General features: G+C 59.2%; 17 protein-coding genes and 2 pseudogenes. 13 read left to right on the top strand and 6 right to left on the bottom strand.

Annotation, left to right across the window (positions count from 1 at the left end; all coding sequences use genetic code 11):
• The first annotated feature begins 265 nt into the window (after positions 1 to 265).
• From tig to AB4O01_RS09530, 8 genes and pseudogenes are all read left to right on the top strand, one after another.
• On the top strand, positions 266 to 1576 hold the full coding sequence (tig, locus tag AB4O01_RS09565; protein ID WP_460091497.1) for a trigger factor: 1311 nt from the start codon (positions 266 to 268) through the stop codon (positions 1574 to 1576).
• Between the two features lie 93 nt (positions 1577 to 1669).
• A complete protein-coding gene (clpP, locus tag AB4O01_RS09560; protein WP_007951559.1) occupies positions 1670 to 2305 on the top strand; it encodes an ATP-dependent Clp endopeptidase proteolytic subunit ClpP in 636 nt (211 codons plus the stop codon).
• 112 nt (positions 2306 to 2417) lie between these two features.
• The gene (gene clpX / locus AB4O01_RS09555; protein WP_003223632.1) at positions 2418 to 3701 is read left to right on the top strand and encodes an ATP-dependent Clp protease ATP-binding subunit ClpX; all 1284 of its coding nucleotides are present in this window, start codon (positions 2418 to 2420) and stop codon (positions 3699 to 3701) included.
• Positions 3702 to 3864: 163 nt separating this feature from the next.
• Positions 3865 to 6261, top strand: coding sequence for an endopeptidase La (gene lon / locus AB4O01_RS09550; protein WP_016986884.1), 2397 nt, complete (start codon positions 3865 to 3867; stop codon positions 6259 to 6261).
• Between the two features lie 148 nt (positions 6262 to 6409).
• Entirely contained in the window at positions 6410 to 6682 is a 273-nt protein-coding gene (locus tag AB4O01_RS09545; protein WP_003183171.1) for an HU family DNA-binding protein, read from the top strand.
• A 228-nt stretch (positions 6683 to 6910) separates the two neighbouring features.
• A complete protein-coding gene (locus AB4O01_RS09540; protein WP_460091495.1) occupies positions 6911 to 8782 on the top strand; it encodes a SurA N-terminal domain-containing protein in 1872 nt (623 codons plus the stop codon).
• Positions 8783 to 9408: 626 nt separating this feature from the next.
• Positions 9409 to 9567: pseudogene (locus tag AB4O01_RS09535) on the top strand (LysR family transcriptional regulator); the annotation flags it as partial.
• 92 nt (positions 9568 to 9659) lie between these two features.
• Positions 9660 to 10514, top strand: coding sequence for a DUF2242 domain-containing protein (locus AB4O01_RS09530; protein ID WP_460091493.1), 855 nt, complete (start codon positions 9660 to 9662; stop codon positions 10512 to 10514).
• Between the two features lie 418 nt (positions 10515 to 10932).
• On the opposite strand, the gene AB4O01_RS09525 is transcribed toward AB4O01_RS09530, so the two are convergent.
• Positions 10933 to 11973 (bottom strand): AraC family transcriptional regulator, encoded by a 1041-nt coding sequence (locus tag AB4O01_RS09525; protein WP_093434058.1) that lies wholly within the window; start codon positions 11971 to 11973, stop codon positions 10933 to 10935.
• Positions 11974 to 11976: 3 nt separating this feature from the next.
• Positions 11977 to 13107 (bottom strand): carbon-nitrogen hydrolase family protein, encoded by a 1131-nt coding sequence (locus AB4O01_RS09520; RefSeq protein WP_460091491.1) that lies wholly within the window; start codon positions 13105 to 13107, stop codon positions 11977 to 11979.
• 208 nt (positions 13108 to 13315) lie between these two features.
• Between AB4O01_RS09520 and AB4O01_RS09515 the strand changes: the two genes are divergently transcribed.
• The gene (locus AB4O01_RS09515) at positions 13316 to 15355 is read left to right on the top strand and encodes a 2,4-dienoyl-CoA reductase FMN-binding domain-containing protein (protein WP_460091489.1); all 2040 of its coding nucleotides are present in this window, start codon (positions 13316 to 13318) and stop codon (positions 15353 to 15355) included.
• A 200-nt stretch (positions 15356 to 15555) separates the two neighbouring features.
• Positions 15556 to 16481, top strand: a pseudogene (locus tag AB4O01_RS09510) (1-aminocyclopropane-1-carboxylate deaminase/D-cysteine desulfhydrase).
• A 3-nt stretch (positions 16482 to 16484) separates the two neighbouring features.
• On the opposite strand, the gene AB4O01_RS09505 reads toward AB4O01_RS09510, so the two are convergent.
• The 3 genes from AB4O01_RS09505 to AB4O01_RS09495 form a co-directional block, all read right to left on the bottom strand.
• A complete protein-coding gene (locus AB4O01_RS09505; protein WP_460091488.1) occupies positions 16485 to 17033 on the bottom strand; it encodes a cytochrome b in 549 nt (182 codons plus the stop codon).
• Between the two features lie 191 nt (positions 17034 to 17224).
• On the bottom strand, positions 17225 to 18052 hold the full coding sequence (gene phnX / locus AB4O01_RS09500) for a phosphonoacetaldehyde hydrolase (RefSeq protein WP_095050807.1): 828 nt from the start codon (positions 18050 to 18052) through the stop codon (positions 17225 to 17227).
• Between the two features lie 143 nt (positions 18053 to 18195).
• On the bottom strand, positions 18196 to 19305 hold the full coding sequence (locus tag AB4O01_RS09495) for a 2-aminoethylphosphonate--pyruvate transaminase (protein WP_460091487.1): 1110 nt from the start codon (positions 19303 to 19305) through the stop codon (positions 18196 to 18198).
• 112 nt (positions 19306 to 19417) lie between these two features.
• Between AB4O01_RS09495 and AB4O01_RS09490 the strand changes: the two genes are divergently transcribed.
• Complete coding sequence (locus AB4O01_RS09490) at positions 19418 to 20278, top strand: LysR substrate-binding domain-containing protein (protein WP_320337563.1); 861 nt, start codon at positions 19418 to 19420, stop codon at positions 20276 to 20278.
• Positions 20279 to 20375: 97 nt separating this feature from the next.
• Here the strand turns inward: AB4O01_RS09490 and AB4O01_RS09485 are convergent, their stop codons facing one another.
• Entirely contained in the window at positions 20376 to 21248 is an 873-nt protein-coding gene (locus AB4O01_RS09485; protein WP_093434080.1) for a LysR family transcriptional regulator, read from the bottom strand.
• Between the two features lie 281 nt (positions 21249 to 21529).
• Here AB4O01_RS09485 and AB4O01_RS09480 point away from each other — a divergent pair, with 281 nt between their 5' ends.
• Complete coding sequence (locus AB4O01_RS09480) at positions 21530 to 22855, top strand: MFS transporter (protein WP_093434083.1); 1326 nt, start codon at positions 21530 to 21532, stop codon at positions 22853 to 22855.
• Positions 22856 to 22927: 72 nt separating this feature from the next.
• Positions 22928 to 24319, top strand: coding sequence for an FAD-dependent oxidoreductase (locus AB4O01_RS09475; RefSeq protein ID WP_460091486.1), 1392 nt, complete (start codon positions 22928 to 22930; stop codon positions 24317 to 24319).
• Positions 24320 to 24395: the final 76 nt, after the last annotated feature.

Here is a 24395-nt window from a genome sequence, read left to right as displayed (position 1 = left end):
CGCCGGGCTTGCTTTCAGGTTCGGCCGTCAGGGACTGATTGGCAACCTCTTCTATATATAGAAGCGGTTGGCGCAGAGCCCTGGCGTGATTGGTTGTATTCGCCTGTGGGGCGCGCTGCATCCGTGCATCGATCCCTATAAATTGCCTGCTGTTTTTTTACCCGTTTTCAGTAGGGTGACTTCTTGAGTTTGACCCACTAGAATGCATGCCCTTGATTCTGGGGTCGGAAACGGCCGGCTAACGTCTGTGCAACGAGGAATATCCATGCAAGTTTCTGTTGAAAATACTACTGCTCTCGAGCGCCGCATGAGCGTCACCGTGCCGGCTGAGCGCATCGAGACTCAGGTCAACAAGCGTCTGCAGCAGACTGCCCAAAAGGCCAAGATTGCTGGCTTCCGTCCAGGCAAAGTGCCAATGAGCGAAATCAAGCGCCGTTTCGGTGCTGATGCTCGTCAGGAAGCTGTAGGCGACGTGATCCAGTCCTCCTTCTACGAAGCTGTGGTTGAGCAGAAGCTGAACCCTGCTGGTTCGCCGTCGATCGAGCCTAAGTCGCTCGAAGCTGGCAAGGACCTGGAATACGTTGCTGTATTCGAAGTGTTCCCTGAGTTCACCGTTGCCGGTTTCGACGGCATCACCGTTGAGCGCCTGAGCGCTGACGTGGCTGACGCTGACCTGGACAAAATGCTCGACATCCTGCGCAAGCAGAACACTCGTTTTGAAGTGGCCGATCGCGCTGCCCAGAACGAAGACCAACTGAACATCGATTTCGTTGGCAAGGTTGACGGCGAAGTATTCGCTGGCGGTTCCGCCAAGGGTACTCAACTGGTACTGGGTTCCGGTCGCATGATCCCGGGCTTCGAAGAAGGCCTGGTTGGCGCTAAAGCGGGCGAAGAGCGCGTTCTGAACCTGACCTTCCCAGAGGACTATCAGAACCTGGACCTGGCTGGCAAAATCGCCGAGTTCACCGTGACCGTCAACACTGTTTCCGAGCCTAAGCTGCCAGAGCTGAACGAAGAGTTCTTCGCTCAATTCGGCATCAAGGAAAGCGGCATCGACGGTTTCCGCACCGAAGTTCGCAAGAACATGGAGCGTGAACTGCGTCAGGCGATCAAATCCAAGGTCAAGAATCAGGTAATGGACGGTCTGCTGGCCACCAACCCGATCGAAGTGCCTAAGGCGCTGCTGTCCAACGAAGTTGACCGTCTGCGTGTGCAGGCTGTTCAGCAGTTCGGTGGCAACATCAAGCCTGATCAACTGCCGGCCGAGCTGTTCGAAGAGCAAGCCAAGCGCCGCGTCGTGCTGGGCCTGATCGTTGCTGAAGTGGTCAAGCAATTCGATCTGAAGCCTGACGAAGCTCGCGTTCGCGAAATGATTCAGGAAATGGCTTCCGCTTACCAGGAGCCTGAGCAGGTTGTGTCGTGGTACTACAAAAACGAGCAGCAGCTGAACGAAGTGCGTTCGGTTGTGCTGGAAGAGCAAGTTGTGGATACTGTTCTGCAGAAAGCTAGTGTGACCGACAAAGCGGTCTCTTACGAAGAAGCAGTCAAGCCGGTAGAAGCTCCAAAAGCCGACTGATTGATTCCGCGTTAAGAAGTACACACCATAAGCCAGCTCTCGAGCTGGCTTATGCGTATTCAAGACATAACTATTTGGGAGCGACTGCAGAGCATGTTCCGTAATTCTTATATTCAGCAGAACTCTGATATCCAGGCCGCCGGCGGCCTGGTCCCGATGGTTGTCGAGCAATCTGCTCGTGGCGAACGCGCCTATGACATCTATTCGCGCCTGCTCAAGGAGCGAGTGATCTTTCTGGTTGGTCCGGTAGAGGACTACATGGCCAACCTGATCTGTGCGCAACTGCTGTTCCTTGAAGCGGAAAACCCGGACAAGGACATCCATCTCTACATCAACTCCCCGGGCGGTTCGGTGACTGCAGGCATGTCGATCTACGACACCATGCAGTTCATCAAGCCGAACGTGTCGACCACCTGCATCGGCCAGGCCTGCAGCATGGGCGCATTCCTGCTGACCGCAGGTGCCCCGGGCAAGCGTTTCTGCCTGCCGAACTCGCGCGTGATGATTCACCAGCCACTGGGCGGTTTCCAGGGCCAGGCGTCGGACATCGAAATCCACGCCAAGGAAATCCTCTTCATTCGCGAGCGTCTGAACACGCTGATGGCCAAACACAGCGGGCGTACTCTGGAAGAAATCGAGCGCGATACCAATCGCGACAACTTCATGAGTGCAGAAGCTGCGAAGGAATATGGCCTGATCGACGAAGTGATCAACCAGCGCCCAGCTTAAAATAAGCAGCTCAAAATAGGCTTGGTCGGCTTGTCTGATCAGCGGCGGGCTTGAAAAAGCCCGCAATAGCCTTCATCTTGTGTTGCAAGCCTATCGGATTTGGATCGAACGAATGACTGACACCCGCAACGGCGAGGACAACGGCAAGCTGCTCTATTGCTCCTTCTGTGGCAAAAGCCAGCATGAAGTGCGCAAATTGATTGCCGGCCCCTCGGTCTTTATCTGCGACGAGTGCGTCGACCTGTGCAATGACATCATCCGCGAGGAGGTGCAGGAAGCCCAGGCCGAGAGCAGCGCGCATAAATTGCCTTCGCCTAAAGAAATCAGCGGCATCCTTGACCAGTACGTCATTGGTCAGGAGCGTGCGAAAAAGGTTTTGGCCGTAGCGGTGTACAACCACTACAAGCGCCTGAACCAGCGTGACAAAAAGGCTGACGACGTCGAACTCGGCAAGAGCAACATCCTGCTGATCGGCCCGACAGGCTCCGGTAAAACCCTGCTGGCCGAAACACTGGCCCGCTTGCTGAACGTTCCGTTCACCATTGCCGACGCAACCACCCTCACCGAGGCGGGTTACGTGGGTGAAGATGTCGAGAACATCATTCAGAAGCTGCTGCAGAAGTGCGATTACGACGTAGAGAAGGCCCAGATGGGTATTGTCTACATCGACGAAATCGACAAGATTTCCCGCAAGTCCGACAACCCGTCGATCACCCGGGATGTTTCCGGTGAAGGCGTGCAACAGGCCTTGCTGAAGTTGATCGAAGGCACGGTCGCTTCCGTACCGCCGCAAGGTGGTCGCAAGCACCCGCAGCAGGAATTCCTGCAGGTCGACACCCGTAACATCCTGTTCATCTGCGGTGGTGCGTTCTCCGGTCTGGAAAAGGTTATTCAAAACCGTTCCACCAAGGGCGGCATCGGCTTCAACGCAGAAGTGCGCAGCAAGGAAGAAGGCAAGAAAGTCGGTGAATCCCTGCGTGAAGTCGAGCCTGACGATCTGGTCAAGTTCGGTCTGATCCCGGAATTCGTCGGTCGTCTGCCGGTCCTCGCGACGCTGGACGAGCTTGACGAGGCTGCGCTGATGCAGATCCTCACCGAGCCGAAAAATGCTCTGACCAAACAGTATGCCAAGCTGTTCGAGATGGAAGGCGTGGATCTGGAGTTCCGGACCGACGCACTGAAATCGGTCGCCAAGCGTGCCCTGGAACGTAAAACCGGTGCTCGTGGTCTGCGCTCGATTCTCGAAGGTGTACTGCTCGACACGATGTATGAAATCCCCTCGCAGTCCGAGGTGAGCAAAGTCGTGATCGATGAAAGCGTGATCGAAGGCAAGTCCAAGCCACTGTATATCTACGAAAACAGTGAGCCGACGGCCAAGGCAGCGCCGGACGCTTAAGCGTTCAGTCTGCTGGAATAAAGAAGGGGCCTTCGGGCCTCTTTTTTTTTATGTCATTTTTTACATCCGCTTTGTGCTTGTTTTTTTTCAAGGCAGCCCCCATCTTGGTTTCAAGCTCAATTCCATCTGATTACGGCCATATGGCCGCCGTAGAGGCGAAATCATGAAGACAACCATCGAATTGCCTCTCCTGCCATTGCGTGATGTCGTGGTTTATCCGCACATGGTTATCCCGCTGTTCGTGGGGCGCGAGAAATCCATCGAAGCCCTCGAGGCCGCGATGACGGGCGACAAGCAGATCCTGCTGCTGGCCCAGAGAAACCCGGCTGACGATGATCCCGGTGAAGACGCTCTCTATCGCGTAGGTACCATCGCCACTGTTCTACAGCTGCTCAAGCTGCCTGACGGCACCGTCAAGGTTCTGGTCGAGGGTGAGCAGCGTGGCACCGTCGAGCGCTTCAGCGAAGTTGACGGTCACTGCCGTGCCGAAGTCTCGTTGATCGAAGAAGTCGACGCCGCCGAGCGCGAATCCGAAGTGTTCGTGCGCACACTGCTGTCGCAGTTCGAACAATATGTACAGTTGGGCAAGAAGGTCCCGGCTGAAGTCCTGTCGTCGCTCAACAGCATCGATGAGCCGGGTCGCCTGGTCGACACCATGGCGGCGCATATGGCGCTGAAAATCGAGCAGAAGCAGGAAATCCTCGAAATCATCGATTTGTCGGCTCGGGTCGAGCACGTTCTGGCGTTGCTGGATGCCGAGATCGATCTGCTGCAAGTCGAAAAACGCATTCGTGGCCGCGTCAAAAAGCAAATGGAGCGCAGTCAGCGCGAGTACTACCTGAATGAGCAGATGAAGGCCATTCAGAAAGAGCTCGGTGACAGCGACGAAGGCCACAACGAAATCGAAGACCTGAAGAAGCGTATCGACGCTGCCGGTCTGCCAAAAGACGCGTTGGCCAAAGCCACTGCCGAGCTGAACAAGCTCAAGCAGATGTCGCCGATGTCCGCTGAGGCCACCGTGGTGCGCTCGTACATCGACTGGCTGGTGCAAGTGCCGTGGAAAGCGCAGAGCAAGGTACGTCTGGACCTAGCGCGCGCAGAAGACATTCTCGATGCCGATCACTACGGTCTCGAAGAGGTCAAGGAACGTATCCTTGAATACCTCGCCGTGCAAAAGCGCGTGAAGAAAATCCGTGGTCCGGTGTTGTGCCTGGTCGGTCCTCCGGGCGTGGGTAAAACCTCGCTGGCGGAGTCGATTGCCCATGCCACCAACCGCAAATTCGTGCGCATGGCCCTCGGTGGCGTGCGTGATGAAGCGGAAATTCGCGGTCACCGTCGGACTTACATCGGTTCGATGCCAGGAAGATTGATTCAAAAGATGACAAAAGTGGGTGTGCGCAACCCGCTGTTCCTGCTCGATGAAATCGACAAAATGGGCAGCGACATGCGTGGCGACCCGGCGTCGGCGTTGCTGGAAGTGCTCGATCCGGAGCAGAACCACAACTTCAACGACCATTATCTGGAAGTCGATTACGACCTCTCGGATGTGATGTTCCTGTGCACCTCGAACTCGATGAACATCCCGCCGGCGCTGCTCGACCGGATGGAAGTGATCCGTCTGCCGGGCTACACCGAAGACGAAAAGATCAACATCGCCGTCAAATACCTCTCGCCAAAGCAGATCGCCGCTAACGGTCTGAAAAAGGGCGAGCTGGAATTCGACGCTGAAGCGATCCGCGACATCATCCGTTACTACACCCGTGAAGCCGGTGTGCGTGGCCTCGAACGTCAGATCGCCAAGGTCTGCCGCAAGGCCGTTAAAGAGCACGCAATGGAAAAACGCTTCTCGGTGAAAGTGACAGCTGACCTGCTGGAACACTTCCTCGGGGTGCGCAAATTCCGCTACGGTCTGGCTGAGCAACAGGATCAGATCGGTCAGGTCACGGGGCTTGCCTGGACTCAGGTGGGTGGTGAATTGCTGACCATCGAAGCCGCGGTTGTGCCCGGTAAAGGTCAACTGATCAAGACCGGTTCGCTGGGCGACGTGATGGTCGAATCGATCACTGCCGCGCTCACTGTAGTACGCAGCCGGGCCAAGAGTCTGGGCATTCCTCTGGACTTCCACGAGAAGCGTGACACGCACATCCACATGCCGGAAGGGGCGACGCCGAAAGACGGCCCTAGCGCTGGCGTAGGCATGTGTACGGCGCTGGTGTCGGCCTTGACCGGCATTCCGGTGCGCGCCGATGTCGCCATGACCGGTGAAATCACGCTGCGTGGTCAAGTGCTGGCGATTGGCGGTCTGAAGGAAAAACTGCTGGCGGCTCACCGCGGCGGAATCAAGATCGTGATTATTCCGGAAGAGAACGTACGTGATCTGAAGGAGATTCCTGACAATATCAAGCAGGATCTGCAGATTAAACCGGTTAAATGGATTGACGAGGTCCTGCAAATTGCGCTGCAATACGCGCCGGAGCCCTTGCCGGATGTGGCTCCGGAGATAGTTGCCAAGGACGAAAAACGTGAGTCTGACTCTAAGGAAAGAATTAGCACGCATTAATACGCTTTTGCCTGGGGGGCTTCCTTGACAGTTTTTTAGAGCCCTTGTTATAAAGCGGCTCTTAAGTGTCTGTAGGCCATTCAGCACTCGTTTTTGCTTTCACCAAAAAACTTAGAATCATCTCAAAATAGATATAAGGGGACTTAGAGTGAACAAGTCGGAACTGATTGATGCTATCGCTGCATCCGCTGATATCCCGAAAGCTGCTGCTGGCCGTGCGCTGGACGCTGTAATCGAATCCGTCACTGGCGCTCTGAAGGCTGGCGACTCCGTTGTTCTGGTTGGTTTCGGTACTTTCTCCGTGACGGACCGTCCGGCTCGTACCGGTCGTAACCCTCAAACCGGCAAGACTCTGGAAATCCCGGCTGCCAAGAAGCCAGGTTTCAAAGCCGGTAAAGCACTGAAAGAAGCTGTTAACTAAGTTTTCAGGTTTTTACCAATCCGGGTCGGGGTCATGCCTGACTTGGCAGCGGAGCGGTAGAGCAGGTCGCTGACACAGTGGCCTGTAACGCCGGGATCGAGGGTTCGAGCCCTGTCCGCTCCGCCAGTTACGAGAAGGCGCATCCTCGGATGCGCCTTTCTTCTATCCGGATTCTACCCACGCTCCACGGTTGCCTAATTTTGAAGTTCAACCGTTTCTGGGGGACGCATGCTGCAGAATATCAGGGACAATTCACAAGGCTGGATTGCCAAGACCATTATCGGGGTCATCGTTGCACTGATGGCTCTGACCGGTTTCGACGCCATTTTCAAGGCCACGACTCACAAGAATGAGGCGGCCAAGGTCAACGGTGATGAAATCAGCCAGAACGAGCTGAGCCAGGCCGTTGATATGCAACGCCGTCAGCTGATGCAACAGCTGGGCAAGGACTTTGATGCTTCCTTGCTCGACGAGAAAATGCTGCGCGAATCGGCCCTCAAGGGTCTGATCGATCGCAAGCTGCTGCTGCAAGGTGCAGAACAAGCGAAATTCGCTTTCTCCGAAGGCGCACTGGACCAAGTGATCCTGCAGACACCTGAATTCCAGGTGGACGGCAAGTTCAGCTCCGAGCGTTTCGACCAGGTGATCCGTCAACTGGGTTACAGCCGTATGCAATTCCGCCAGATGCTGGCTCAGGAAATGCTGATCGGCCAACTGCGTGCCGGTGTGGCAGGCAGCGGTTTCGTCACTGACGCCGAAGTGCTGGCATTCGCCCGTCTGGAAAAGCAGACCCGCGATTTCGCGACCCTGAACGTCAAGGCTGACCCGGCGGCGGTCAAACTGACCGACGACGAGGTCAAGGCTTACTACGACGAGCACGCCAAGGAGTTCATGACTCCGGATCAAGTGATCATCGATTACGTAGAACTGAAGAAGTCTTCGTTCTTCGATCAGGTTGCCGTCAAGGACGAAGACCTGCAGGCGGCGTATCAGAAAGAGATCGCCAACCTGTCGGAACAGCGTCGTGCCGCGCACATCCTGATCGAAGTGAACGACAAGACCACCGAGGCTCAGGCCAAAGCGAAGATCGAAGACGTTCAGGCGCGTCTGGCCAAGGGCGAGAAGTTCGAAGCGCTGGCCAAAGAGTTCTCGCAGGATCCGGGTTCGGCCAACAATGGCGGCGACCTCGGTTATGCAGGCCCTGGCGTTTACGATCCGGCGTTCGAAAAAGCCTTGTACTCCTTGTCGAAAGACCAGGTGTCCGAGCCGATTCGTACCGACTTCGGTTATCACTTGATCAAGCTGTTGGGTGTGGAAGCGCCTGAAGTGCCGACCCTGGCCAGCCTGAAAGACAAGCTCACCCGCGAGCTGAAAGCCGCTCAGGTCGAGCAGCGTTTTGTCGAGGCGACCAAGCAACTGGAAGACTCCGCATTCGAAGCGTCTGACCTGGCTCAGCCAGCGGCGGATCTGAAGCTGACCGTGCATACCTCCAAGCCATTCGGCCGTGAAGGTGGCGAAGGTGTTGCGGCGAACCGTGCCGTGGTCACCGCAGCGTTCAGCACTGAAGTGATCGACGAGGGTGCCAACAGCACTGCCATCGAGCTGGATCCGGAAACCGTGATCGTGCTGCGTTCCAAGGAACACCTCAAGCCTGCGCAACTGCCGCTGGAAAACGTGAGTGCGGCGATCCGCACCCAGTTGACCAAAGAGCACGCCAGCGCGGCTGCCAAGACCAAGGCCGAGAAGCTGATCGCGGATCTGCGCGATGGCAAGGCGCCGTTGGACAAGGCGGTTGAGGGGCAGAACTGGAAAGCCACCGAAGCGGCCACCCGTGGTCAGGAAGGTGTTGATCCGGCGGTGCTGCAAGCGTTGTTCCGTATGCCGAAGCCGGCTGCGAAGGACAAGCCGACGTTCACCAGCGTGACGTTGCCGGATGGCAGTCTGATGATCGTGCGTCTGAATGGTGTTAACGAAGCGGCGGCGCCGACGGATGAAGAGAAGGTTCAGTACCGTCGTTTCCTTGCTTCGCGTGAGGGGCAGCAGGACTTTGCTGCTTATCGCAAGCAGTTGGAAGCTCAGGCGGACATCAAGCGGTTTTGATGGTTGACTGAGATGTGATGAGAGCCCCGGCCTGATAGGTCGGGGCTTTTTTTTGGGCTTTGGGTAGTGGCGGCCTTTGGGCCGACCATGTTCTTGGGGTTTTGGGTAAATATCCGTTGCTGCGGGCGTTGCGGCTGGCGGTTTCGCCCTTACGGCGAGTCCCTTTGGCAAACGCCCCAAAGGAACCAAAGGTCTTTGCCCTGACGTTCGGCCCACTCGCTAAAGCTCGGGGTTCCTTCGCTGCGGGATTGCTCCGGGCGCAGCGTCTCCGGTTTGCTTCGCTGCACCTACTCCCGCTGTGTTTGGCTTCGCCAAACGGTCGCTGCGCTCCCACGCCCGGATCATTCCCTCCACTCAGCCTGCCGACGGGCCTTCAGATCAAGATCAAGATCAAGAGCTGCAGCCGAGCTAACGCTCATCCTGTTGAGTGGTGAGGAGCAGAAGCAGCATGCGTTCTGCTGTTGCTCTTCTTTGTGCGAGCCTGCTCGCGAAGGCGGCCTGACAGCCGAGCTGTTTTTTGCGGATGTACTCATTCCAATTGTAGGAGTGAGCCTGCTCGCGATAGCGGTCTGCCAATCGACCCATTTTCCGTCGTTCATGAGCCAGCATCCATGTGCAGAGTTGACGAGGCTCAAGGCCGTTTGCGTCGCGTGCTTGATACGCATCTGGAACACACCGGATAGTTCTGGGTCCTATGGCCATCCAGTCGCCACGCCACGGCAAAGTTGCGCGTGTTCATCGATCATCTGGCATTGCGACTTTTTCCCGCAACTGAAGGTCGATAGAGTTGTAACTGCTTTAAGACACTAATCCATGCGCCGCCGGGGCGTGATCTGTTGCACAATACGCCCCGGACTGTTTTCTCTCAGGATGTTCAATGTTGATTTCCACTCCCATGCGTGTTGTCGGGTTGGCGCTGTTGTTGACCGCTGTTGCCGGCTGTTCGAAAGACAAGCCGATGTATGAGCATGAGAACTTCGATGACTCCGGTACGTTTTCGCGCAATTACCCGGTGACCGACGCGGTCAGTTGCGAAGCGGCGCGCCGTGCATTGCTTAGCCAGGGCTACATCATCACCAGCAGTGACCCGAAACTGGTCAGTGGCCACAAGAGCTTCCAGCAAACCGGCGACACCCATATGGAGATCAGCTTCAACGTGGTCTGCGCCGATGACGGCAGTGTCGGGCACCATGCGACGATGTTCGCCAACGCTTTGCAGGATCGTTATGCGCTGAAGAAGACCAACAACTCGGCCAGCCTCGGCGTGGGTGTGTTGGGCTCGGTGTCGATGCCGATCGGCTCGTCCGACGATTCGATGGTCAAAGTCGCCAGCGAGACGGTGACGGCACAGAAGTTCTACGAGCGTTTCTTTACCCTGGTCGAGCAGTTCCTGCCGACGGATGCGAAGAAAGCTGCGCACATTGAAGAGAAACCGAAGACTGACCTCGGCATGCCTGAGGCGAAGCCTGCTCCGGCAGCGCTGGTGCCGGCGCCGACTCCAACGTCTGCGCCCGCCGCAACCCCGGCGCCTGCAGCGGAGCCCGCTCCCGCGCCTGCCGAGACCGCACCCGTGACGTCTGAACCGGTTGCGTCACCGGCAGAGGCCGCGCCGATCACTCCGGCGCCGAGTGCAGAACCTGCACCGGCGACCGAAACCATCACGCCACCGGCCAACCCGGATATCCCCCCGCCATCCGAGCCGATTCCGGCGATGCCAGCGTCCGGCCAATAATCCAGCCTCACAGCAACCCCTGTGGGAGCGAGCTTGCTCGCGAAAGCGTCGGAACATTCAGCACGCATGTGACTGACTGGCCGCCTTCGCGAGCAAGCTCGCTCCCACAGTAGTTTTTGGGGTGGCTTAAAATCTCGTTACATTCCCCTGACAAAAATCCTGCGATAAATTCCTGACCACCTGCTACGTTTTATTCATGAAGGCCGGGTTTCACTTTTCCTTCATACGAGCACGTTAAGCTCGAGGCACTGGGCATTTGCGCAGGCCCATTCAAGAGAGCAGCAGGGGGATTACACGATGGATGAATATCAAGAAGAGCTGCTCGAATACCAGGCCTTTGAACTGGACCAACCCGAGCCAGCCGAAGACGCCACCGAGCTTTAACTTGCAGATTGCAGCTTATAGCTCGCAGCTGCTTTCAGGCCGTTTTGCGGTGACTGCGGCGGAATTCGCCGGGCGTCTGACCGCTCCAGCGTTTGAAGGCGCGCTGGAAGGCTTCGGCTGAGGCAAAACCCAGCAGGTAGGCGATTTCACCGAATGCCAGTTCGGTATCGCGGATGTAAGTCATCGCCAGGTCCCGGCGAGTGTCATTGAGGATTGCGCGAAACTGCGTGCCTTCCTCGGCCAGTTTGCGCCGCAACGTCCAGGTCGGCAGCTTCAGGCGTGCCGCCACTTCTTCCAGGTCGGGTTCCCGGCCACCATTGAGCAATGGCCCCAACAGTTGAGTGATGCGTTCACGCAGGCTGCGGGTGCGAGTCAATTGCTCCAGCTCGCGTTCACACAGTTGCAGCAGATGCCGCCAGGTACTCGGGCAATGCTCGGGATTGCGCTGTGCGAGGCTGTTCAGGCTCAGGCGCAGTTGATTGCCCTCGGCACCGAACTGGATCGGGCAATCCCCCAGCAAGTCGTACGCCTCGCGGTAATCCGGCTCATCGAATTCGATTTCAATGCGTTCGGCGCGCAGCGGTTCGCGGCTGACACTGGAGAGCTGATGCAGCCATCCGGCAATGATCGAGTCCACGACAAAACGGTTATAGGCGTTGTACGGGCTGATCGAATAGAAACGCAGCCACGCGCCATGGGCATCTTCATGGAAACTGGACTGACCGCGATAATTGGAACCGTACAACGCCTCGAAACGGATCAGACAGCGCGCGGCTTCGCGCACGGTTGGCGCCTGTGCGGCGGTAACGCCGGCCAGCCCCGCCTGACTCAGGCGACTGAGCTGGCCCATGCGCAGGCCCAGCGCCGAATCGCCGGTCAACTGAATCGCCGCGTGGCCCAGGCGCATATAGCGCGGAATCGACAAACGCGCCCCGGCCTCGGCCAGTCGCGCGGCGTCCAGACCATATTGCTCCAGCAACGACTGCGGATCCGCCCCATGACTGCGCACGGCGTCGGCGAGGCTGTGAACAAAGCCTACCGACAGGTCCCCGAGGCGCATCGGCAGGGGCTTCATGGCTTACAACCAGATGTTCAACAAACGCGCGCCCCGGGCATCGCCATCGGCGAACTGCTGACCGTTGCTGCTGAGGAAACTCTGACCGGCACTGGCCTTGTCCCAGAACTGCCCGCGCAGGAACACACTGATGCCGGCAATCGCTCGACTGCTCGGTGGTTGCGCGGTCAGTGTCAGTCGATGCCAGGCTTGTCCTTCGGTGACTTCACCGGGTTTTAGGCTGACCGACCCCGGTGTGCTTGAACCTTTGTAACCGCGCCATGGCTGATTCCACGCATCTTGACCGAATACCTGCGCCGGTACCGCGACCAATTGTGCGTTTTGCTCGTCGAGTTTGCGGTAATTGTCGGGGTACCAACTGTCGCTACCAATCAATACGCCAAGGCGTCCGGCCGGGGTGTCGACCACGTTGAGCGCGTGTTTGTCTGCGCTTTCGAGCACTTCGCGCTGATCGAATACCGGGTGCATCTGCCGTTGCGGCTGGCCCAGCGGCACGCCATCGCGGCCGAACACCACGCTGCTGTTGAACAGGGCACCGCTACCGGGTTTGAGCTGGCCATCGCGAACGCTGGGTTCCGGTAACACGATCGAGCCGGCCACCAGGGTCACGTGAAATTCTTTGGCCAGACCACCGAACAGCGCCTGGTAATCCTTGGCCATCGCCTTGGCTTTCATCCGCAGATACGCGTCGTTGAGGCGGTCGCTGCCGTTGGCGCTGAGCCAGGCGCGGGCGAACAGCAAGGGATTGCTCGCCGCCAGCCAGTTCATCGCCTCGGCGAGGGTCGGGGCCTGATACAGCTCGTCTTTTTCGCCGCTGAGCAGCAGCCAGGTGCCGACGTTCTCCGGCAGCACCACGACGGTTTTATCGTTCAGCAGGCCTTGATCCTGGGCTTGCTGCAGATAGGCTGCGAGTTTGCGGTGCAAGCGCTCGGTGCTTTGATAATCGGTGGGAAACAGCTCGGGCTGGATGCCCAGCAGATTGCCACGATCGGCGGGGATGCCCTGATCGACCGCCACTTTAATGCGTAAGTCCGACAGGTAATGGCCCGCCGGCCGGTCCGCCGCCCACATGGCGTAGGTGGTCAGGGCGGCGACGAGGGCCATGGAGAAAAACAGGTACAAAAGTTTGCGCATGAAAACCAACAGCTACCGGGTACAGGGTATGGCGACTAGGGTAGGGCCCATGGAGCTGATTGCCAAGGGGCGCTGCGCATTTGGATCAATAAGTTGTCAGTTACGGTCATTGAGTGACAGCGATGCGACTCTTAGTCTGTCGAACATGACTGACGGGAGCCGCAGAGCGCCCGCAACTTTTCCGTGATTGCTCGTTGTGGAGTTACCGATGACCGCCGCTCACTACCCGCACCTGTTGGCCCCGCTGGACCTGGGATTCACCACGCTGCGCAACCGCACCCTGATGGGTTCGATGCACACCGGTTTGGAAGAAAAACCGGGCGGTTTCGAGCGCATGGCGGCGTACTTCGCCGAACGTGCCCGTGGCGGCGTTGGCCTGATGGTCACCGGTGGTATCGGCCCGAACGACGAGGGCGGCGTGTACTCCGGGGCGGCCAAGCTGACCACCGAGGAAGAAGCGCTCAAGCACCGCATCGTCACCCGCGCGGTGCACGACGCGGGCGGCAAGATTTGCATGCAGATCCTCCACGCCGGGCGTTATGCCTACAGCCCGAAACAAGTCGCGCCGAGCGCGATTCAGGCCCCGATCAACCCGTTCAAGCCCAAAGAACTGGACGAGGAAGGCATCGAGAAACAGATCAGCGATTTCGTCACCTGTTCGGTACTGGCGCAAACCGCCGAGTATGACGGTGTCGAGATCATGGGCTCGGAAGGTTATTTCATTAACCAGTTCCTCGCCGCACACACCAACCACCGCACCGACCGCTGGGGCGGCAGCTACGAAAACCGCATGCGCCTGCCGGTGGAAATCGTTCGTCGTGTGCGCGAGGCGGTAGGGCCGAACTTCATCATTATTTTCCGTCTGTCGATGCTCGACCTGGTCGAGGGCGGCAGCACCTGGGACGAGATCGTTATCCTGGCCAAAGCCATCGAGCAGGCCGGCGCAACCATCATCAACACCGGCATCGGCTGGCACGAAGCGCGGATCCCGACCATCGCCACCAAAGTGCCGCGTGCGGCATTCAGCAAGGTCACCGCCAAGCTGCGCGGTTCGGTGAAGATTCCGCTGATCACCACCAACCGTATCAACACCCCGGAAATCGCCGAGCAGATTCTGGCTGAAGGCGATGCCGATATGGTCTCGATGGCGCGGCCGTTCCTCGCCGACCCGGACTTCGTCAACAAGGCCGCTGAAGGCCGCGCTGACGAAATCAACACCTGTATCGGTTGCAACCAGGCGTGCCTCGATCACACCTTCGGCGGCAAGCTGACCAGTTGCCTGGTCAACCCGCGTGCCTGCCACGAAACCGAACTCAATTATCTGCCGGTGCAGCAGATCAAGAAAATCGCTGTGGTTGGCGCCGGCCCTGCCGGTTTGTCCGCCGCGACCGTGGCTGCCGAGCGTGGCCATCAAGTGACCCTGTTCGATTCGGCCAGCGAAATTGGCGGCCAGTTCAACATCGCCAAACGCGTGCCGGGCAAGGAAGAGTTCTTCGAAACCCTGCGTTACTTCAAACGCAAGTTTCAGACCACGAATGTCGAGGTGTGCCTGAACACCCGCGTCGATGTCGCGAAACTGGTGGAAGGCGGTTACGACGAGATCATCCTCGCCACTGGCATTGCACCGCGCGTGCCGGCAATTCCGGGAGTCGAGAATGCCAAGGTGCTGAGCTACCTGGACGTGATCCTTGAGCGCAAGCCGGTGGGTAAACGCGTGGCGGTGATCGGCGCCGGCGGTATCGGTTTTGACGTCTCGGAATTCCTCGTTCACCAAGGCGTGGCCACCAGCCAGGATCGCGCCGCGTTCTGGAAAGAGTGGGGCATCGATACGCAACTCGAAGCCCGTGGGGGTGTGGCCGGGATCAAAGCCGCACCGCACGCGCCGGCCCGCGAAGTGTTTCTGTTGCAGCGCAAGAAAACCAAGGTCGGTGATGGTCTGGGTAAAACCACTGGCTGGATTCACCGTACCGGTCTGAAGAACAAGCAGGTGCAGATGCTCAACAGCGTCGAATACCTGAGCATCGATGACCAAGGCCTGCATATCCGCATCGGCGAAACCGGCGAGCCGCAAGTGCTGGCGGTGGACAACATTGTGATCTGCGCGGGGCAGGATCCGTTGCGTGAGTTGCATGACGGTCTGGTGGAAGCGGGGCAGAACGTGCACCTGATCGGTGGTGCCGATGTCGCGGCCGAGCTGGATGCCAAACGCGCGATCAACCAAGGCTCGCGCCTCGCTGCTGAACTTTAAGCTCCACCGCTGAACCTGTGGGAGCGAGCCTGCTCGCGAAGGCATCGTGTCAGTCGACATATATATTGACTGACACTCCGCTTTCGCGAGCAAGCTCGCTCCCACAGGATTTGTGCACATCGTAAACCTTGTGAGCCTGCTCGCGATGGTGACTTGTGAGCGACTAGAATGCTGGCTCTGTCCAGATCGAATCGCCGCTCATGCTTTTGCCTCCCACCGATTGGCTACCCCAAGCCCCTCTCGAACACCTTCACCTCGACTGGCTCGCAACCGCCGGCATTGAAGTGGCCATCCTGCGCCTCGACAATATCGACCCGCTGATCAGCGGCAACAAATGGTTCAAACTCGTCGAACACCTCAAAGCCGCCGACCGTATGGGTGCCGAGGGCGTCATCAGTCTCGGTGGTGCGCACTCCAATCATCTGCACGCGTTGGCGGCGACGGGGAAACGGCTGGGCTTCCAAACCGTGGGGCTGCTGCGCGGGCATGCGCAGGAAACTCCCACGGTGCTGGATCTGCAGGCGTGCGGCATGCAATTGCATTGGTTGGGTTATGGCGGTTATCGCGCGCGCAACGAGCCGGGATTCTGGCAACCCTGGCACGAGCAATACCCCAATCTGCAAGCGGTTCCTGAGGGGGAGGTGGACTTGCAGGGGCGCTCGGCTGTGCAGCCATCAAGGAACAGGCGCAAGCGCAATTGCCTACGCTGGGCTGGAGCGACTATCACGGTTGGTGGCTGGCCTGCGGCACCGGGACAACACTCGCCGGGCTGGTCCTCGCCGAGGCGGGTGCGCACCGGGTCTATGGCGCGTTGGCAGTCCCTGAGGATCACGGCGTGGCGCCGCAGGTCGAGTCGATTATGCGGTCAGCCGGACTGGCCACTGCCGACTATGAGTTGATCGATGCCAGCCGTGGCGGTTTTGCCAAGGTCGATCCGCTGCTGCTCGCGTTCATTGAGCAGACCGAGCAGGCCAGCGGCGTCCCACTGGAGCCGCTGTACACCGGCAAGGCGTTGCTGGCGCTCAAGCAGCAGGTGGAGGCAGGCAGGTTCGCGCCCGGCACGCGGCTGATCTTCATTCATACCGGAGGCTTGCAGGGCCGGCGTGGGTTTAGCGCCAGCCGCTGATATTCAACCGCGCTTGGGCATCATCCGCAGCAGCGTGTTATCGCCCACCACATAGTGGTGATAAATCCCCGCCAGTGCATGCAGGCCGATCAACCAGTAACCGATCGTGGCGATCAGCACATGCCAGTGTTCGACCTGCTTGGCGAAGGCTTTGTTTTCCGCCACCAGCAGCGGCAGGTCAAAACCGTAGAACATCACCTGATGTCCTTCGGCGCTGGTGATCAGCCAGCCCAGGATCGGCATGCTGATCATGAACAGGTACAACGCCCAGTGCATCAGCCGCGCCAGCACGGTTTGCCATTGCGGTGAGGCGGGGAAGATTTTTGGCGCCGGACCAATGCTGCGCGCGAGCAGGCGAAACCACACCAGCACAAACACGGTCAGGCCGAGCATGTAGTGCACTTCGCGGATCAGCGTGCGCCCGCCACTGCCTTTGGGAAACAGGCCGCGCAACTCCATGCTGGCGTACACCAGCACCAACAGGACCAGCATCAGCCAGTGCAACAGGACCGAGACGGAGCTGTAGCGGGATTCGGAACTTGTCCACGGCATACGGTGTTTCCTCACAGATCAGGGTTCAAACTTGCCGTTCTTGGGCGACGGCATGCTTTAACTGTAATCCGCTTTGGCGGATTTGCCTGAGGCTGATCGGACTTTCAATGCTCTGAATCGAGGCTTTGCCAATAAGAAAACGCCAGTGTCGGCAAGACACTGGCGTTTTTCTTTGCAGCAAGCGGCAGGAATCAGCTCGATTGCGGCATTTCGCCGTTGGCCAGACGCTTGTTGATGTCGGCAATCACTTCCGGCAAATCGGTGATGGTGTCGATCATGTAGTGCGGGCGCGAGCCTTCGAACAGCGCGTGAATGCGTTTGCGCTCGCTGGCCAGTTCATCGCTGCCCAAGGCACGGAACCCTTCGTAGTCCAGACCCAACGCGTTGCCCGAGCAGATCAGCGCCACGGTCCACATCCCGGCGCGGCGGCCTTCGAGAATGCCCGGCACGGTGTCATCGATCTTCACGCACGCTGCGACATCGTCGATGCCCAGCGCGATCACGTTGGCCAGCGCCTGAGCCGGCCACGGACGGCCATTTGGCACTTCGTCGGTGGCAACCACATGATCAGCGACGTAGCCGTTGGTGGCGGCCAGTTCGACGACCTTGTCCATCACCTGCTTCGGGTAGCCGGAACAGGAGCCGATCTTGATGCCTTGCTGACGCAGGTTGGCGATGGTTTCCAGTGCGCCGGGAATCAGCGCCGAGTGTTCGGCGATCTTCTCGATCTGCAGCGGCATGAAGCGGTTGTAGATGGCGGTGACGTCATCGTCGGTCGGCGTGCGGCCGAACGCCTTGCGATAACGCTCGGCCACTTGCGGCTGATCGCAGAGGGTGCGGATGTGGTCCCACTTGCCCATGCCCATCGGGCCACGCGCTTCTTCGATGGAGACCTGCACGTCGAATTCGGCGAAGGCCTCGACGAAAATCTGCGTGGGTGCGAACGAGCCGAAATCGACCACGGTGCCGGCCCAGTCGAGGATCGCGGCTTGCAGCTTGTTTGGGTTGACGTAGTTCATGGCAATCAAATTCCTGAGTTGAAATGCAATTCAAATGTGGGAGTGAGCTTGCTCGCGAAGGCGTCGGATCAGTCGATATCTATGTTGAATGTGCGACCGCATTCGCGAGCAAGCTCGCTCCCACAGGAGATTAAGGGTGGGTTTTAGATCTCTAACACTTCCATCTCGCGCAAGACCTCGCCGACCGCCGCCACGGCTTGGCGCATTTCGTCCGGGCTGACGTGGCCGATGCAGCCGACACGGAACGTCTCGACCTGAGTCAATTTGCCCGGATAAAGGATGTAACCCTTAGCCTTGACGCGTTCGTAGAAATCCTTGAACTGGTAGCGCGGATCTTGCGGCGCATGGAACGTAGCAATGATCGGCGCCTGAATCGCCGCTGGCAGGAAGCAGCGCAAACCGAGTTTGCCCATCTCGTCCATCAGCGCCTGGCAGTTGGCGGCATAACGCGCATGGCGTGTCGGCAGGCCACCTTCTTCGTTGTATTGCAGCAGCGCTTCATGCAGCGCCGCGACCACGTGGGTCGGCGGGGTGAAGCGCCATTGACCGGTTTTCATCATGTAAGCGTGCTGGTCATACAGGTCCATCGCCAGCGAGTGCGAATTGCCAGCGGCTGCGGCCAAAGACTCTTTGCGAGCGAAGACAAAACCCATCCCCGGCACGCCTTCCAGGCATTTGCCGGAAGCGGCGATCAGTGCGTCGAACGGCACTTTCTGCGCGTCCACCGGCAGTGCGCCAAAGGAACTCATGGCGTCGATGATCAAGCGTTTGCCGTGTTGCGCGACGACTTGGGCAATCTCCGGCAGCGGATTGAGAATCCCGGTGCTGGTTTCGCAGTGGATCAGGGCGACGTGGGTGATATTGCTGTCGGCGCGCAGCAAGCGGTCGACGTCGGCGGCGGTGGTCGGTTCATCTTCAGCGGTTTCGAAGGTGCTGAATGAGCGACCGAGCACTTCGCAAATCTTCGCCAGACGCTTGCCGTAGGCGCCGTTGATCAGCACCAGGACTTTGCCGTCACGCGGCACCAATGTGCCGATGGCCGCTTCAACAGCGAAGGTGCCGCTGCCCTGTAAGGGTACGCAGTGGTGAGTCGCGGCGCCGTTGAGGATCGCCAGCAGTTGTTCGCAAAGGCTGGCGGTCAGTTGATTGAAGCGGTCATCCCATGACCCCCAGTCGACCATCATCGCCTGGCGGGTGCGGGCCGAAGTGGTCAACGGGCCGGGAGTGAGCAGGATGGGTTCGGCAATACTCATTCGTGTGTCCTCGGATAGCGCTGTGGGATGAAGCTACGGGGCATACGTTGCAATTCGCCGTTGCATCAATCAAATTGTTTGTTGTTATGCCAGCCATCAGTGAGAGTTATTCATGAACCTGTTCCAGCTCCGCGCCTTCGACGCCGTGGCCCGTGAAGGCAGCTTCACCCGTGCCGCCGCGCGCTTGTTCATCAGTCAGCCGGCGGTTACCGGGCACATCAAGGCGCTGGAGGAGCACTACCAGATCACCCTGTTGCGGCGCACCGCGCGACGGGTGGAACTGACCGAGGAGGGCACCAAACTCGCGGCGATTACCCGCGCGATGTTTGGCCTGGCGGAAGAGGCGCAGACGATGCTTGAGGCCAATCGACAGTTGCTGACCGGGCGGCTGGAAGTGGCGGCGGACGGGCCGCATATGGTCATGCCAATGTTGGCGAGCCTGCGCGCGCGGTATCCGGGAATTACGGTGAACCTGCGCTTGGGCAATGCTCAGGAAACCCTCGCTGCATTGTTGTCGGAACACGCGGATGTGGCGGTGTTGACCGAGGTCGAGCCGCGCAAAGGCCTGCACCTGCAGGCATTGAGCGAATCACGGATTTGCGCGTTGGTGCCGGCAGGGCACCCGTGGGCGATGCGCGCCGGGGAAGTGAAACTCAAGGAATTGGATCAGGTGATCATGGTGCTCCGTGAGCCGAGTTCGATCACCCGTCGTACATTTGATGACGCCTGTGCGCACGCGTCGATCCATCCGCGCGTGTTGCTGGAACTGGACAGCCGTGAGGCGGTGACCGAAGCGGTGGCGGCCGAGTTGGGCGTTGGCGTGGTGTCATCGGTGGAGGTCAGCCATGACCCGCGCGTGGTGGCGATTCCGATTGTCGGGGCAGGGCTGGTCAATCGGCACATGATCGGCTGCATGGAGCGGCGGCGGGAGTTGCGCCTGATTCAGGCGTTCTTTGGTCTGGCGCCGGCCTGATACACCGAGTCGCTCCCTTCGCGAGCAAGCTCGCTCCCACATTTGGAATGCGTAACCCCTGTGGGAGCGAGCTTGCTCGCGAAGGGGCCATCACGGTTCACACAAGACTCTGGCGCACCATATCGAGAAAGGTCGCCACCACCCGTCGATTGCTTTGCTCGCGCAAGCACACCAGCGTCTCCGTCAGCCGTCGTGTGCAGTCGACAATCGGCAACGCGCACACCCGCGAATCCGCACCAAATTCCGCCGCCGATACCACGCCAACGCCAATCCCGACCACCACCGCCTCACGCGCCGCTTCCCGGCCCTCAACCTGAATCGCCGGACGAATGCGAAATCCGGCCCGGGCCATTTCCTCTTCCAGCGTCTGCCGGGTTACCGAACCGTGCTCACGCAACACCAGCGGCGTGTCATCCAGGTCTGCCAGGCAGATCGATTCACGCTCGGCCCACGGATGATGGCGCGACACGAACGCGACCATCGGATCATTACGCAGCGGCACGCACAGCAAGCGCTCATCGCTGACGTCACGCCCCAGCAACGCTAGGTCGGCCTGATAGTTGAACAGGCGAAACAGCGATTCATCGGTATTGCCGGTTTCGATCTTCACGCTGATCCCCGGATAGCGCTCGCAGAACCGCGCGATCTGCGGCAGCACGTGGACCGGCGCATCCACTGCCAGAATCAGGCTGCCGGTCTGCAAGGCCTGGGATTCCTGCAACAGTTCCTGTGCTTCGGCTTCAATCACAAACAGGCGCTGGGTGATCGCCAGCAAGCGCTCGCCCAGGTCGGTCAGGCGTACGGAACGTTTATTGCGGTGAAACAGCAAAACGCCAAAACGCTCTTCGAGTTTGCGCACTTGGTCGGATATCGCCGGTTGGGTGAGAAAAAGGCGCTCGGCGGCTTTGGTGAAGCTTCCATGCACAGCCACGGCGTGGAAGGCTTTGAGTTGGGCGTGGGACACCGACATGCAGTCACCTGATCGTTTAGTCAGTAACAAGCTGAGCTTATGTGTGAAATACGATAAATCGATTTTATTTATTAAACAGTAATTGCTTTGATCGGCTCACGCCATCGCTGACTGCCCGCTCGGGCCGCACGGTAGCCATGAGCCTGTGCGTGCAACAACAGGACTCATCTGACCGATATCGCCACAGGGACGGGGTGATATCGCAGTGCTCAACAATAAAAACACAGGCGTTTTTCTTAACGATTCTGCCGGCACACTCACACCCTGAGGTCAGAACCACCATGAACAAGCACATCGGCACCATTGCGCGTTGGCGCGTGCAGATTTTCGCGATTACCTGGCTTGCGTACGCCGCTTTCTATTTCACCCGCAAAGCGTTTTCGGTGGCCAAACTCGGCATCGCCGAAGACCCGACCTTCATGCTCGACAAGATGGCCATGGCCAACCTCGATGCGATCTATCTGGCGGCTTATGCCCTCGGCCAGTTCACTTGGGGCATGCTCGCTGACCGCTTTGGCCCACGGGTCGTGGTGCTCGGCGGTTTGCTGATTTCCGCCGCAGCGGCGCTGGTGATGGGCAGTTACGCGACGTTGCCAATCTTCGCCACCTGCATGTTGATTCAGGGCTTGGCGCAGTCCACCGGATGGTCGGGATTGTGCAAAAACCTCGGCAGTTTTTTCCCCTCCCAACAACGCGGGCGAGTGCTCGGGTTATGGAGTTCCTGTTACGCGTTTGGTGGTCTGGTAGCGTCGCCGTTCGCCGGCTGGTGGGCCTATACGTTGGTGGGCACCTGGCACGCGGCGTTCATTTCCAGTGCGGTGGTGGTCGCCGTGGTGGCGGTGTTGTTCTTTATCTTCCAGCGCAACAAGCCGGAAGACGTCGGCTTGCCGGCGGTCGAGCCGGAACCTGAATTGACGGCGGAAGAAACCGAAGCCAACAGCAAGCTCAGCGTCTGGGAGCCCTTGAAGGAAATCCTGCGTAACCGCACGGTGCTGGTATTGGGCCTGGCGTATTTCATGTTGAAACCGGCGCGTTACGCGATTCTGTTGTGGGGCCCGGTGATTGTCTTTGAACAGATGCCGAGTGTCGGCAAGGTCGGCGCGGCGATCATTCCCACTTCGTTTGAACTGGCCGGGTTGCTCGGGCCGATCCTGATTGGCCTGGCCTCGGACAAACTGTTCGGCGCCCGTCGGATGCCGGCCTGCGTGTTGAGCTTGCTGGCGCTGACCGTGACGCTGGCGCTGTTTATGGCCGCGTTGCATACCGGCAGTGTGTTGCTGGTGGTCGCGCTGCTGTTCGTCATGGGGCTGACTTTGTATGGCCCGGACTCGATGATCAGCGGTGCCGCCGCGATCGACTTCGGCAAAGCCAAGGCCGGCGCCACGGCGGCCGGTTTCGTCAACGGCTGCGGCTCGGTTGGTGCGGTACTTGGCGGTTTGCTGCCGGGTTACTTCGACTCGGTGACGGTGTTCATCGTCTTCGCCGGTTGCGCGCTGTTCTCGGCGCTGGTGCTGATTCCGCACTGGAACAGCCGACCGGTTGGCGTGATGGAGCCGCGCGCCTCGATCCCCAATTGCCCGCTGACAATCAAACCCCTGCGTTCCTGAAACCCTTGCCTCGTGGCCTGCTGCGACGCTCGCGGCAGGCTGGGTCGTGGCCATCTGACTTGGAGAAACCCCATGAGACCGTTTTGGCTGGAGCAGGCCTTGCAGGCCGACACCTCGCAAACCTGCCCGCCGTTGCAAGGCGAAGTCCGCGCCGATGTGTGCATCGTCGGCGGCGGGTACACCGGGTTGTGGACGGCGATCATGCTCAAGCAACAAAACCCCGAACTCGAAGTCTTGCTGATCGAAGCGGACATCTGCGGCGCCGGCGCCAGTGGGCGCAATGGCGGGTGTGCACTGTCGTGGTCGGCGAAGTATTTCACCCTTGAACGCTTGTTTGGCGTCGAGGAAGCGGTGCGCCTGGTCAAGGAATCGGAGCGCAGTATCCACGCGATTGGCGAGTTCTGTGAGCAGTACGGCGTCGATGCCGATTATCGGCTCGACGGCACGCTGTACACCGCGACCAACCGCGCGCAAGTCGGCTCGACCGATGCGGTAATCGCTGCACTGGAGCGCAACGGTATCAACTCGTTTACCCAGCGTCCGCTGGCCGATGTGCAGCGCATGGCCGGTTCGAGCAAGCATCTGGAAGGCTGGTTCTCGCCGGCGGCGGCCAGTGTGCAACCGGGCAAACTGGTGCGTGGCTTGCGTCGCGTGGCGCTGCAGTTGGGTGTGAAAATTTACGAAAACACGGCAATGACCGGGCTGGAAGAAGGACGCCCGGCACGCCTGCAAACACCGAACGGCAGCGTCGTTGCCGATCGCGTGGTGCTGGCGATGAATGCGTGGATGGCCCGTGCCTTTCCACAGTTCGAACGCAGCGTGGCGATTGTTTCCAGCGACATGCTGATCACCGAGCCGCGACCGGATCTGTTGCAGCAGATCGGCCTGACCAGCGGGGTCACTGTGCTCGATTCGCGGATTTTCGTGCACTACTACCACAACACTCCGGACGGCCGGATCATGCTCGGCAAGGGTGGCAACACCTTCGCGTTTGGCGGGCGCATGCTGCCGGTGTTCGATCAGCCATCGCCTTATGCCGGCCTGCTGAAAAATAGCCTCGCCGACTTCTTCCCGGCGTTTGCCGATGTCAAAGTCGATGCCACCTGGAACGGCCCGTCGGATCGCTCGGTCACCGGTTTGCCGTTCTTCGGCCAGATGAGCAGCGCCGGCAATGTGTTTTACGGCTTTGGCTATTCCGGCAGCGGCGTCGGCCCGTGCCACATGGGCGGGCAGATTCTTGCTTCGTTGGTGCAGGGCCTGGACAACCCGTGGACCCGCTCGCCGCTGGTCAACGGGCCGCTGGGTTATTTCCCGCCGGAGCCAATCCGCTACCTCGGTTCGTTGATGGTGCGCAACGCCATCCGCCGCAAGGAGCGCGCCGAAGATCACGGGCGGCGTCCTCGGCATCTGGATGTGCGTCTGGCGAAATTCGCTGCGGCGGCGGGCAAGGCTGACAAAGCCTGAAGCACGGCGTGTTGATGCAGGAGCTGCCGCAGGCTGCGATCTTTCGATCTGGTTTTTAAGATCAAAATCAAAAGAT

This window comes from Pseudomonas sp. S2_E02, from assembly GCF_054668355.1.
Note: the sequence above shows the minus strand (reverse complement) of the source record. Positions and strands in the feature narration are given on the sequence as shown.